General features: G+C 44.5%; 12 protein-coding genes. All 12 read left to right on the top strand.

Annotated features, from left to right (window positions below; translation table 11 throughout):
• Positions 1-50: 50 nt before the first annotated feature.
• The 12 genes from OA79_RS10750 to flgK all read left to right on the top strand — a co-directional run bounded on the left by OA79_RS10750 (position 51) and on the right by flgK (position 12,144).
• Positions 51-980 carry a chemotaxis protein CheV gene (locus OA79_RS10750; protein WP_063333243.1) on the top strand — a complete coding sequence of 310 codons (930 nt, stop codon included), beginning with the start codon at positions 51-53 and terminating at the stop codon, positions 978-980.
• A 57-nt stretch (positions 981-1,037) separates the two neighbouring features.
• Positions 1,038-1,874, top strand: a complete 837-nt coding sequence (locus OA79_RS10745) for a CheR family methyltransferase (RefSeq protein WP_063333242.1) — start codon at positions 1,038-1,040, stop codon at positions 1,872-1,874.
• A 196-nt stretch (positions 1,875-2,070) separates the two neighbouring features.
• Positions 2,071-2,463: a flagellar basal body rod protein FlgB gene (flgB, locus tag OA79_RS10740; protein ID WP_063333241.1), complete on the top strand. Its 393-nt coding sequence runs from the start codon at positions 2,071-2,073 to the stop codon at positions 2,461-2,463.
• Between the two features lie 5 nt (positions 2,464-2,468).
• Complete coding sequence (flgC, locus tag OA79_RS10735; RefSeq protein WP_063333240.1) at positions 2,469-2,918, top strand: flagellar basal body rod protein FlgC; 450 nt, start codon at positions 2,469-2,471, stop codon at positions 2,916-2,918.
• A gap of 10 nt (positions 2,919-2,928) precedes the next feature.
• Positions 2,929-3,633: a flagellar hook assembly protein FlgD gene (locus OA79_RS10730; RefSeq protein WP_063333239.1), complete on the top strand. Its 705-nt coding sequence runs from the start codon at positions 2,929-2,931 to the stop codon at positions 3,631-3,633.
• 12 nt (positions 3,634-3,645) lie between these two features.
• Positions 3,646-5,343, top strand: a complete 1,698-nt coding sequence (locus OA79_RS10725) for a flagellar hook-basal body complex protein (RefSeq protein ID WP_063333238.1) — start codon at positions 3,646-3,648, stop codon at positions 5,341-5,343.
• A gap of 130 nt (positions 5,344-5,473) precedes the next feature.
• On the top strand, positions 5,474-6,217 hold the full coding sequence (gene flgF / locus OA79_RS10720) for a flagellar basal-body rod protein FlgF (protein ID WP_063333237.1): 744 nt from the start codon (positions 5,474-5,476) through the stop codon (positions 6,215-6,217).
• 65 nt (positions 6,218-6,282) lie between these two features.
• Positions 6,283-7,068 carry a flagellar basal-body rod protein FlgG gene (flgG, locus tag OA79_RS10715; protein ID WP_063333236.1) on the top strand — a complete coding sequence of 262 codons (786 nt, stop codon included), beginning with the start codon at positions 6,283-6,285 and terminating at the stop codon, positions 7,066-7,068.
• 15 nt (positions 7,069-7,083) lie between these two features.
• Complete coding sequence (locus tag OA79_RS10710) at positions 7,084-7,932, top strand: flagellar basal body L-ring protein FlgH (RefSeq protein WP_063333235.1); 849 nt, start codon at positions 7,084-7,086, stop codon at positions 7,930-7,932.
• Between the two features lie 51 nt (positions 7,933-7,983).
• Entirely contained in the window at positions 7,984-9,072 is a 1,089-nt protein-coding gene (locus OA79_RS10705; protein WP_063333234.1) for a flagellar basal body P-ring protein FlgI, read from the top strand.
• A 3-nt stretch (positions 9,073-9,075) separates the two neighbouring features.
• Positions 9,076-10,053 (top strand): flagellar assembly peptidoglycan hydrolase FlgJ, encoded by a 978-nt coding sequence (flgJ, locus tag OA79_RS10700; RefSeq protein WP_082825452.1) that lies wholly within the window; start codon positions 9,076-9,078, stop codon positions 10,051-10,053.
• Positions 10,054-10,164: 111 nt separating this feature from the next.
• On the top strand, positions 10,165-12,144 hold the full coding sequence (gene flgK, locus OA79_RS10695) for a flagellar hook-associated protein FlgK (RefSeq protein WP_063333233.1): 1,980 nt from the start codon (positions 10,165-10,167) through the stop codon (positions 12,142-12,144).
• Position 12,145: the final 1 nt, after the last annotated feature.

The raw sequence follows: 12,145 nt of genomic DNA, 5'->3' as shown, positions 1-12,145 counted from the left end.
AATTTTGAGGGGTCACCTCATTATGCAGTTTATACATTTTGGAGGCGTATATGGCTGGGGTTCTAGATACTGTCAATCAACGTACACAGCTGGTCGGAGAAAATAGACTTGAGTTGTTGCTGTTTCGCTTGAATGGTAAGCAAATTTACGGCATCAATGTCTTTAAAGTAAAGGAAGTGCTTCAGTGTCCTAAACTTACCACTATGCCTCATAGTTCACCTGTGGTTCGTGGTGTTGCACACATTCGTGGTGGAACCATTCCAATATTGGATTTAGGTTTGGCAACGGGGGCAAGTCCCATTGAAAATATTAGCCAGTGTTTTGTCATCATTACCGAGTATAACCGTCGTATTCAGGGGTTCTTGGTGCGTGGTGTTGAGCGTATTGTGAATATGAACTGGAGTGATATTCAGCCGCCACCAAAAGGTCTATCAAATGACAACTATTTAACGGCTGTTTGTCAGGTCGATAAAGAAATGGTTGAGATCATTGATGTGGAGCAAATACTTTCAGAAGTGGCACCAATGCGACAGGATATTTCTGAAGGTATTGTTGATTCAGATACACAAGAGAATGCGAAAAAACATCATATTCTTATTGTGGATGATTCCTCAGTTGCTCGAAAACAAATCAAACGTTGTATGGAACAAGTAGGATTCGCGACCACCGTTTTGTGTGATGGTCGAGAAGCTTTTGAGTTTTTACAGAGTTTGGTTGCTGAAGGTAAGGATGTCACACAAGAGTTCTCTATGGTGATTTCAGATATTGAAATGCCGGAGATGGATGGTTACACCTTAACAACGGCGATTCGAAATGACAGTCGATTGCAGGATTTATTTATTCTTCTGCATACTTCTTTGAGTGGTGTCTTTAACGAGGCCATGGTGAAGAAAGTGGGAGCGGACGGTTTCTTGGCTAAGTTCCAGCCTGATGAGTTGGCGCGTTTAGCGATTGAAACAGTGCAAGTGCAATCTGAGTAAAGTGATGGATTTGGGCGAGCTGAGCTCGTCCTTTAGTCTGCTTATTATGGAGTTTTAATGCTCAGCAGTACAAACACAATCACCCCAGCTGGTTACATTCGCTTTAGGGAATATCTGCAGAAAGTATGTGGTATTTCTTTGAGTGATAATAAACAGTATTTGGTGGCAAGCCGATTAGGTAAGATTTTAGAAAGGGAAAACTTTTCTAAAATAGAGCAGTTAGTAGACGCGCTTGATAGGCCTATGAACGCTAAGTTAAAAGAAGAGGTTATCAATGCGATGACCACTAACGAAACTTTATGGTTTCGTGACACACACCCTTTTACTATTCTTCGTGAAAAAGTATTACCGGAAATGACCGCTGCGCCTTTGCGTATTTGGTCTGCTGCTTCCTCCACCGGTCAAGAGCCTTACTCCATTAGTATGGTGATTGAAGCGTTTAAGAGCGCTCGTCCAGGTGTACTGAAACCTGGTGAAAGAATTGTTGCCACCGACATTTGTACCAACATTTTGCAACACGCAAAACAGGGTGAGTACGACAGTTTGGCGATTGCTCGTGGTTTAGGGGCGGATTTACAAAGTCGTTATTTTGATAAATTGGATGATTCGACTTGGAAAATTAAATCCAATCTTAGCTCTCGAGTGGATTTTAAGTATTTGAATTTGATTGATTCGTTCGCAGGATTGGGAAAGTTTGATGTCATTTTCTGTCGTAATGTACTCATCTATTTTACGGTTGATTTGAAGCAAGATATTTTGCGAAGAATGCATGCTTCTTTAAAACCAGGTGGATACCTCTTTCTTGGTGGCTCAGAGGCTTTGAGTGGCTTATCAGATTATTTTGAAATCGTGCAATGTCATCCAGGCATTGTCTATAAAGCCAAACCACGTTAGACCCTTTGTACTGAATTTTGAAAAGCCCATCCTAGCTCTTAGGGTGGGCTTTTTTTGTTTTTATGGCCTATCTTTTTAATTGCCGCTTTTTGCCGTTTCAGGAAGTGGTAAATATAACCAATTGAAAAATAAGAATATTTTTTTTGGCATCATTATTGCTATATTAGATTATCTATCATTTTTGTTTGAGGGTTAAATGGCGATTTCCTTTGCAGGTGCCTTTGCTGGACACGATAAAGCCTTAGAGTTCCGTAGCGCTCGTGCGGCGATATTGGCAAATAATATCGCGAACGCTGACACACCAAATTATAAAGCACGAGACATTAGTTTTGATGCGGCTTTGGGTGAGGCAATGAAGCGTTTGCAATTGCAGGGAACAAATGGTCGACATTTTGCTCACGGAGCAGAAAGTGAAGCATCGGGTGATTTGCTTTATCGCAACCCTGAGCAGCCTTCATTGGATGGCAATACCGTAGACATGCAGAGAGAGCAGGCCGAATATGCGCAGAACTCAATGCAATTTGATACAAGCTTCATGTTTCTAGATCGTAAGATCAGTGGCATGAGAAAAGCGCTGACTGGGAATTAATAACGATGTCTTTGAGTAATATTTTTACTATTTCTGGCTCAGCAATGAGTGCTCAAACCGTCCGTTTGAATACCATTGCTAGTAATATGGCAAATGTTGACAGTGCGGCCAGTTCAGCGGATCAAACTTATCGTGCTCGCAAACCAGTGTTTTCTCAAATGATGAATGACAGTATGCGTGAGCGCGGTTGGCAAAATACTAAGTTAGATGAGACGGGAGCAGGGGTTGGCGTTCAAGTTGAGGCGATTGTTGAATCTGATGCACCTCTACAACCTCGTTATGAACCCGATCATCCGATGGCAAATGAAGAGGGTTACGTTTTTTATCCGAATGTGAACCCAATGGAAGAGATGGCGGATATGATGTCGGCGTCTAGATCATTCCAAACGAACGTAGAAATTATGAACTCGGCAAAAAGCATGATGCAAAAAATGCTAACGCTCGGGCAATCTTAGGAGCAGATAGATGGCAAATATATCTGATAAAAACGGCCTTGGTGGGCTGATCTCACAATACGGTACCGAAGCGGCAAAGTCGAAAGCAGGCATCGAAAAACCGGAAGTGAAGCCAGAAGAAGGGGCGTTAGCTGACCAAAATGTCTTTTTGAAGCTCTATATTGAGCAGTTGAAGGGGCAGGATCCAACGGCACCTCAAGATGCCAACGATATGGTGGCGCAAATGTCACAGTTTAGTTCATTGGAAAGATTGACCAGTATTTCAGATCAACTGGAAACCATGGCGTCATCATTAACATCAAATCAGGCGTTAAGTGCGTCGACCTTGGTTGGCAAATCGATTTTGATGGAGGGTGACAAGGCAAAAATGAGTGATGGCGTGGATCCTTTAGTGGTGAAAGCCGTTGTGCCTGAGTCGTCAAAGAGTGCCGTTTTGAAAATCTATGATTCAAGCAATAATTTGGTCAGAACAGCGCCATTGGATACGGGCGAGTTTAGCTGGGATAAGTTAGACAGTGACGGAAATTCTTTGCCGGCTGGTGAATATCGTTTTGCCGCTACTTCAACGAATGCACAGGGAGAGGCGTCATCGATGTCAACACGTGTACCGACCAGAATTCAGGGTGTCACCATTAATGGTGAAGAAGGCACCGTCTTGAACGTGGAAAATCACGGCAAGATCAAATTAACAAAAGAATTAGAAATCTTAGGGTAACTGGAGAGCGTTATGGGATTTAATACTGCACTGTCTGGCATTAAAGCCTCGGCTGATTATTTGGGTGTTACGGGTAATAATATTGCCAACGCTGATACCACAGGCTTTAAGAAATCACGCATTGAATTTGATGACTTATACAACACCAGTGTACTGGGCGCAGGCAGCGGCAACAGTATTGGTTCCGGTGTGAGTGTGAGTAAAGTGGCACAAGAATTTTCACCTGGTAACTTGTCTTACACCGATAACAACTTAGACCTAGCGATTGATGGCAGTGGTTTTTTTGTTTTGGATGCCGGGATTGCCCAATCCTATACCCGAGCAGGTAACTTTAAATTAGATGAAAATGGCTATTTAGTGACGAATACTGGCAGTCACGTACAGGGTTTTAATGCCGTCGAGGGCGTGGTCGGGGGTAACCTTGAAGACATGCGTATTCCAACTGACCGTATCGCCCCTGAACCGACTACGGAAATGGAGCTGCAAGTCAACTTGAACTCTAAAAGTGAAGACGTGCCGCCGTATATAAAAGAAGATTTCGATCCGCTTAATCCTGATACCTATAATTACACTCAAACTCAAGGTGTCGTAGACGGTGATGGCAACACGCACATTGTGACGTATTACTACGCGAAAAGTGAGCTACCAAATACCTATCGAGTGCACGCTACGGTAGACGGTAATATTACCGATGATACGGGTGCCGCCTTCCTTGGCGAAACCTATGCGACTTATAATTCCGCCGAAGCGGGCGAAGACTTTAATGGTGATGGCACTAACGAAGCACCATTTGAGCTTCTGTATTTGGGCGCGGCTAATCCAGGTGTTACTGACATTGAAGCTGGCACAAAAACGCCAATCACAGTGACCGGGACCTTGGGTGGCGTCGCACTAACCTCAACGCTTGAAGTCGATGGTGTTCGAGAGCCTATTTCGGTGGCTCGTGAAGCGTTTGATCCTCTTGAGCCTGAAACCTACACCTATGGTAATACACGTACAATTTATGACTCTCTAGGTGAGCCTCATACAGTGGGTTATTACTTCATTAAACAAGGTGAAAATAACACTTACGAGATGAGATTGACCGTTGATGGTGAAGAGACATTTGATGATCCTCTGACGGGTGAAGCTACTCGTTTCTTAGAAAAGAATACCTCGGTTAGTTTTGATGCAGCGGGTAATTTAATGGGGGCTTATCGTGGTTTGCCGCCGTTTGAAGTGGCCCAGCCGATCACCCTTGAAATTGTCGGTTTGGATCCGACCAACCGCGGTAAGATGGCACCGTTGGATTTGGCAGGGTCTACCCAATATGCGTTAGAAAATTCTGATACCTTTGAGCAAGACGGCTTCTCAGCCGGTGAGCTGCAAGGCGTATCGTTTGATAGTGATGGTTTCCTAGTTGCCAATTATACCAACCAACAAACGGCAACACTTGGCCAGATTGCCTTAGCCACCTTCGATAGTACGGACGGTTTGATGCCGACTGGACATACCGCATGGTTGGCGAGTAAAGGATCTGGTGCCGCTGATATTGGTCGTCCAAACAGCGGAACATTAGGGAAAATCCAAGGAGGAGCGTTAGAGGAATCTAACGTTGATCTGACGTCTGAGCTGGTCTCTTTGATTGAGGCACAGCGTAATTACCAAGCGAACAGTAAAACATTAGAAACAGAAAATACTGTCACGCAGACGATCATCAACCTTCGTTAATTTTCTGGAGAGAGAAGTTTTATGGCCGAAGCAGTTTATCTGCTTCGGCTTTTTTTTATGCTTTTTTTAAGTTGGTATGAATTTTGTAAGGGGTATAGGTAGATAACCTGATTTTTGTTTGGAGCGGGTAATGGATAAAGCATTATATTTAGCAATGAGTGGTGGTGTTCAGACCATGAATGCCCAAGCAATTCATGCGAATAATTTAGCCAATGTAAATACAACAGGCTTTCGTTCAGATTTTGAGCAAGCCCGTTCAATGCAGGTATATGGGGATTACTACCCTAGTCGTGTGTATGCCATGACAGAGAATCCAGCCACTCGATATACGCAAGGTGACATGATTCAAACTGACCGTAATTTAGACGTAGCCATTAGTGGCGATGGATTTATGACAGTCTATGATGAGACGGGACAAGAAGCCTATACCCGAGCTGGTGACTTGCAAATAAATGCCGCTGGGCAATTGGTAACAGGACGAGGTTTGCCTGTTGCGGGTGTTGGTGGGCCAATTTTTCTCCCCCCTGTTGATAGCATCAATATTATGGCGGATGGCTCTATTTCGATTATTCCTCAAGGCGGTGGTGCCAATGAAGTGGCGGTGATCAACCAGATTAAACTGGTTAACCCAGATCCTCAGAACCTTCGCAAGGGACAAGACGGCTTGATCCATACTCGAGATGGCCAGTTCTTAGAGGCCGATCTAAATGTGCAATTAGTCAGTGGTTTTATCGAAGGCAGTAATGTGAATGCCGTCGAGGAAATGACGCACATTATGAACCTAGCGCGACGTTTTGAAATGAACGTAAAAATGATGGATACGGTACGAGAAAATGCCAATTCATCGGCTCGAATATTACAACGTACCGCTTAACGATTATTTTTGTTAAGCGTGTAAACCAATAGTAAGAATAGATTGATAGAAAGAATGGGGCGGTTATGAATTCGGCATTATGGGTAAGTAAAACTGGCTTAAGCGCAATGGACAAGCAATTGAATACGGTTGCCAACAACTTGGCTAACGTGTCCACTACGGCGTTTAAAAAAGACCGAGCTGTCTTTGAAGACTTGATGTACAAAACCGTTCGAGCGCCAGGTGGATTAAGTGCTCAAAATGCTGAATTGCCATCTGGGTTGCAATTGGGTACAGGTGTGAAAGTTGGTGCGACGCAGAAAGACTTTTCTAATGGCGATTACAACATGACGGATAGACAATTAGACATTGCTATTCAAGGTAAAGGTTTTTTTCAGGTATTACAGCCAGATGGTACCGTTGCCTATACTCGTGATGGAAGCTTTCAGTTAAACAGCGAAGGTCAGATTGCCACCTCAGGTGGATTGGTGTTAGAGCCAGGTATACAGATTGATCCAACCGCAATAGAAATTTTGATTTCCGAAGACGGTATTGTGTCACAACGTATGAGTGGTGAGGCTGATCCACAAGAAGTGGGTGCGATCAATATTGCGGGCTTTATTAACCCAACAGGCTTGAATGCCGCTGGTCAGAATATTTTCACAGAAACCAATGCCAGTGGACCACCAATTGTTGGTGCGCCAGGAGCGGATTCTTTGGGCACGGTAGCTCAAGGTATGTTGGAAGCGTCTAACGTAAATTCGATTGAAGAGCTTGTGAACATGATCACGACACAACGTGCTTATGAGATGAATTCGAAAGTCATCGCCTCTGCGGACGGCATGATGAGCTTTGCTATTCAGCAGTTATAAAAAGAGTAATTAACAATGAAGATAAAACTTTTTCTGTTGGCCTTACTCAGTTCCTGCTTAACCGGTTGTTTAACCTGGGACATTGATCAGCAGGCCGTTGCCAATGCAGCTGCAGCCGGTGCGGCGGGAGCGGTAGCCGATGCGGTGGTGGATGCCATAAACGATGACGATGAAGCGTCTGAAGAGACGGCAGCAGAAGAAGAAGATCGCAAAGGATTTGTACCAGACCCTAATGATCCTATGAATGGGCCAGAGATTGCGGAGGCCATTCAGCAAGATGATCCGTACTATACCCCAATTTATGATAATGGTATGACGTCGGCTCAAGCGCCAACAGGTGGCATTTATCAAACGGGTATGGGGGATGTCTTTTTTGGCGATCAAAAAGCCAGTAAGGTGGGTGACATCTTGACGATCAATCTCAATGAAACGACGACATCCACCAAAGCCAATGCGGCGAGCGTGTCTAAATCATCGTCAGCCACCATTGAGAACCCAACGGTGTTAGGACAAGAGCTTAAAATGGACACCACCGTACCGCAGCAGGGAACCGATTTCTCAGGCAACGCCTCGGCTAACCAGAATAATAGTTTAAGTGGTACTATCACGGTAACTGTCTATAAAGCCTACTCTAATGGCCTGTTGGCGGTGAGAGGAGAAAAATGGTTGCGCTTAAATCAAGGCGATGAGTACATTCGTTTTTCTGGATTAGTGCGTAAACAAGATATATCTCCTGATAATACGGTTGAATCACAGCGAGTGGCGGATGCCAGAATTACCTACTCAGGCACGGGAGAAGTGGCCGCGGGCAGTGAGCAGGGTTGGGTAAGCCGTTTATTAAATACTCGAGACATGCCTTATTAATCTCGAAGGTTGATATTGAGAAACGATGGGTTTCTCACAATAGGTGATTAAATGAAGCGTTTTACATTAATGATCATTTGTTTCTTGTCAATATCGGCTCAGGCAGAGCGTCTGAAAGATATTACAAGTGTACAAGGTGTTCGAGATAACCAATTATTTGGTTATGGTTTGGTGATTGGTCTCAATGGTACAGGCGATAGTACGCCTTTCACCAATCAGAGTTTCGCCAGCATGTTGTCGCGTTTTGGCGTGACCTTGCCGGAAGGGGTGAGTGCAACCTCTAAAAATGTTGCCGCGGTTTCTTTAACGGCCACTTTACCTGCCTTTTCTAAACCAGGCCAAAAAATTGATGTGACGGCTTCGTCGATTGGTAATGCCAGCGCTTTAAGTGGCGGTACCTTGTTGTTGTCTACCTTAAAAGGGGCGGATGGTGCGGTTTATGCGATCGCGCAAGGTAACGTTGTTGTTGGCGGTTTAGGGGCCAATGGTGCAGATGGTTCTCGTATCTCTGGAAATGTTCCCACCGTTGGTCGAATTCCGAATGGTGCTAGTGTGGAACGCATTGTACCGAGTAGTTTTAACCGTGGTGACACCCTGACGTTTAATTTGAATCGCCCCGATTTCACGACGGCTAAACACGTTTCAGATAAGATCAATGACTTGCTTGGGCAAGGTGTTGCGACCACGTTAGATGCTACGTCCATTCGTGTGTCAGCGCCTCGTGACCCCAGTCAGCGTGTGACTTTTCTCTCTATCTTAGAAAACTTGGAAGTGGATGTGGCGGAAGAGCGTGCTCGCATCGTTGTTAATTCCAGAACGGGGACCATTATTATTGGTCAACATGTGAAAGTGTCTCCCGCCGCCATTACTCATGGTAGTTTGACGGTGACGATTCAAGAAGTGCCACCGCAAGTTGGTCAAGATGGAACGGTGACTGGTGGTGAAACCATTGTCTCGCCTAGAGAAGGTATCGAGATCAGTAATAACAGTGGACATATGTTTATGTTTGACCCTGGTGCTTCTTTGAATGACATAGTTCGCGCTGTCAATCAGGTGGGCGCAGCGCCTGGTGATGTCATGGCGATCCTTGAGGGACTAAAACAGGCTGGGGCAATCAATGCTGACCTTGTGGTGATTTAAACCATGATGAATTCCATTCCACCGAAACAAGACTTTTTTGCTGATTTTTCGTCCTTAACGGATTTGAAAACTAAGGCGAAAAAAGACCCTGATGCGGCATTAAAAGAAGTGGCTCAGCAGTTTGAATCGATCTTCATTAATATGCTGTTAAAGAATATGCGCAGTACGAATGAAGCGATTGGCGATGGCTTATTTTCTAGTACCCAAACCAAACAATATCAGGAAATGATGGACTCACAGATGGCGCAGAGTATGGCGAAATCTGGAGGGATTGGCTTGTCCGATGCCTTGATTCGTCAATACCAAACCCAACAACAAAATCGGGTGAGTCTGCCTTCCTCCTCTAATGGCACTGAAGATACGGATTTCCTAAATCAAGTGGCCAAACAAGATATGTTGCGCATCCAGGCATTGGCCCAACGCGCCTCATCCGATTTTATACAATCTATCCAAGAGCAAGGTGAAACGACTTCAGCCTCAGTAGCGAATGCGCCGTCGGCACTTTCTGTGGTGTTTGAGTCTCCGCAAGAGTTTGTTGAAGCTTTGTGGCCTCATGCGCAAAAAGCCGGTAACGCATTAGGGGTTAATCCGAAAGCCATCCTAGCACAAGCAGCGCTTGAAACTGGCTGGGGTAAGTACCCAATAGCAAAAGAAGATGGCACAGCCAGTTTTAACTTATTTGGTATCAAAGCGGACACTCGTTGGTCTGGTGATCGTGCAGTGGTCAATACCTTAGAGTTTCGAAATGGTGTCGCGCAACGAGAAAAAGCGGCATTTCGGGCTTATGATTCTTTTGCTCAAAGCTTTGATGACTATGCGGATTTTCTGAGTTCAAGCGAGCGGTATAAAGATGCCCTTGGCGCTGGAGAGGATACGTCAAAGTTTGCCGCATCTCTGCAAGCTGGTGGTTATGCTACTGATCCTAAGTACGCAGATAAGATAGATAACATATTGTCCAGCCAGTGGTTTGAGCGACTTTAGAAAATATTCTCTGTAAAAAATCAATATTGGTAAAGTTTTTGCATTCTCTAGTTATTAGAGGCGTTTTTCGCGTCTTTAAATGAATTTAAACTTAGGCTAGAGGTGTGAGCTATGAGCTCAAATTTATATTCAATTGGTTTGTCTGGACTCATGTCCAGTAATGCTCGTATTAATACGACAGGGCAAAACACGACCAATGTGGATACAGAAGGTTATAGCCGTCAAAGAACGGACACCGTCAGCTCCCCAGTCGGTGGTGTGGTGTTGCGTGATACCTCTCGCTTGGTTGATAACTTCGTTGGCGCTCAGATTCGTACCGATACATCTAATCATTCATATTACGATACCTATCATTCTTTCATGTCGGCGGCAGATAACTTGCTGGCAGATGAAAGTATTTCGTTAACGCGTTATTTAGATAAAGCTTTCAGCGCCCTACAAACCGCGAGTAATGACCCTACGTCTTCTTCTCTACGTGAATTGGCCCACGCCAGTTTAGAAACGCTTGTTCAGCAGTATAAAACCTTGTCTAACGTTGTGAATCGACAAGAAAACCTAGTGGATGATCATTTGTCTTCGTCGTTAACCGATGTGAATGCGATTACTGCAAAGATATCGGACTTAAATGGCAAGATTCTTCGTCAGGAAGGGCTATCTATTTCCCCTGCTAATGAATTACGAGATCAGCAAGAGTTATTAGCAAAGGATTTGTCCAAGTACATCGACATCAAAGCACAGTTTAATAATGACGGTTTGATGACCATCCAGTTGGCGAACGGACAGCCTTTGGTCATGGATCAAAACCCAACGGAATTGAAAGTGATTGCCGACCCTTTGAGCCCAAAAAGAATCAATCTGGTCGTAGATTTTGGTGATTACAATGTTGGCCTTAAAACCAAAGGCTTAGGTGGCAGTGTCGGTGGTTTGGTGGATTACCGTACTGAGTTCAGTGAATATGCCGATCGAACCTTAGGGCAACATGCTATTTCGATTGCCGATGCGATGAACGCACAGAATGCGAAAGGCTTAGACGGTAATGGCAATTTTGGTAAGGATCTATTCAGTTTAGGTAAGGTGAGTATTCATTCTACCCTGGACAATTTGCAGAAAATCTCTGACATCTCTGTGCGCATTACCACAGGGGAAGCGGAGAAAATTACCCGTAATACTTATGAGTTAACGCGTACGGATGATAACCGTTTTGCCATCACGCAATACGATCTTAAAGGCAATTCGACTGGTCCTTCGACTGTCATTGACTTGAATAATATGACGCCGGACTCTAATGGTTACTATCAAATAGATGAGCTGGGTCTTGATCTGAAGATACCTGATCTGGACATGATCGACGATGATGATGTATTCCGTTTTTCGCCGACGGCTGATGCGGCATCGAGCCTAACCTTACAAGCAAAGAATGGCGAAGCTTTGGCATTAAGTGCGCCGGTTGGGGTGAGTACTAACTCTGATAACTTATCTGATGCGCGTATATCTCTGACGTCGGTTGATAATACTGATCCGAATAACTCAGCGTTTGCGCGAGACGGTTCTTTATACCCAAGTGCTCCGCATCAAATCTATTTCACGTCACCGCATTCTTACGTCGTGCGAGATGCATCAGGTGTTGAGATAGCCTCTGTCAGTGATGTGACCAATTATGTGAATTTGCTAGCACAAGCTGGGTTAGCAGAAGAGGCTGGATTTGATGTTTCTGTTTCATCGATGCCTGAGCGCGGTGATGATTTTTCTATTGGTACTGGAGAGGAAATAGGTCCTGCCGATAACTTTAATGCGTTGGCATTAATCAATTTGCAAAATCAAGCTTTAGTGGCTGGCGACGAAAGCCTATCAAAAGCGTTTGCTGGTTTTATTTCTTATGTAGGTAGTAAAACCTCAGAAATCGAAGGTCACGCAGAATCAAGTGAAGTGATGTTGAACGATAGTATTGCTCGACGTGATAGACTGTCGGCCGTTAGTTTAGATGAAGAAGCGGTGAATTTGTTGAAGTATCAACAATCCTATTCTGCTTCCGCGCAAGTGGTGACGGCAGCCAGAACCACATTTGAAACCCTGCTTGGCATCATGAGGTAGG

Source organism: Marinomonas sp. TW1, from assembly GCF_001625355.1.
In the GTDB taxonomy this organism is placed as follows: domain Bacteria; phylum Pseudomonadota; class Gammaproteobacteria; order Pseudomonadales; family Marinomonadaceae; genus Marinomonas.
The sequence above is the reverse complement of the archived record's forward strand: the minus strand, read 5'-3'. Positions and strand labels throughout refer to the sequence as shown.

Excerpts from the sequence above, each read along its gene's own strand:
- flgC (WP_063333240.1), top strand. The coding sequence starts at position 2,469 with ATGTCTTTGAGTAATATTTTTACTATTTCTGGCTCAGCAATGAGTGCT.
- OA79_RS10745 (WP_063333242.1), top strand. The coding sequence starts at position 1,038 with ATGCTCAGCAGTACAAACACAATCACCCCAGCTGGTTACATTCGCTTT.
- flgJ (WP_082825452.1), top strand. The coding sequence starts at position 9,076 with ATGATGAATTCCATTCCACCGAAACAAGACTTTTTTGCTGATTTTTCG.
- flgG (WP_063333236.1), top strand. The coding sequence starts at position 6,283 with ATGAATTCGGCATTATGGGTAAGTAAAACTGGCTTAAGCGCAATGGAC.
- OA79_RS10725 (WP_063333238.1), top strand. The coding sequence starts at position 3,646 with ATGGGATTTAATACTGCACTGTCTGGCATTAAAGCCTCGGCTGATTAT.
- flgB (WP_063333241.1), top strand. The coding sequence starts at position 2,071 with ATGGCGATTTCCTTTGCAGGTGCCTTTGCTGGACACGATAAAGCCTTA.
- OA79_RS10705 (WP_063333234.1), top strand. The coding sequence starts at position 7,984 with ATGAAGCGTTTTACATTAATGATCATTTGTTTCTTGTCAATATCGGCT.
- OA79_RS10710 (WP_063333235.1), top strand. The coding sequence starts at position 7,084 with ATGAAGATAAAACTTTTTCTGTTGGCCTTACTCAGTTCCTGCTTAACC.
- OA79_RS10730 (WP_063333239.1), top strand. The coding sequence starts at position 2,929 with ATGGCAAATATATCTGATAAAAACGGCCTTGGTGGGCTGATCTCACAA.
- flgF (WP_063333237.1), top strand. The coding sequence starts at position 5,474 with ATGGATAAAGCATTATATTTAGCAATGAGTGGTGGTGTTCAGACCATG.
- flgK (WP_063333233.1), top strand. The coding sequence starts at position 10,165 with ATGAGCTCAAATTTATATTCAATTGGTTTGTCTGGACTCATGTCCAGT.
- OA79_RS10750 (WP_063333243.1), top strand. The coding sequence starts at position 51 with ATGGCTGGGGTTCTAGATACTGTCAATCAACGTACACAGCTGGTCGGA.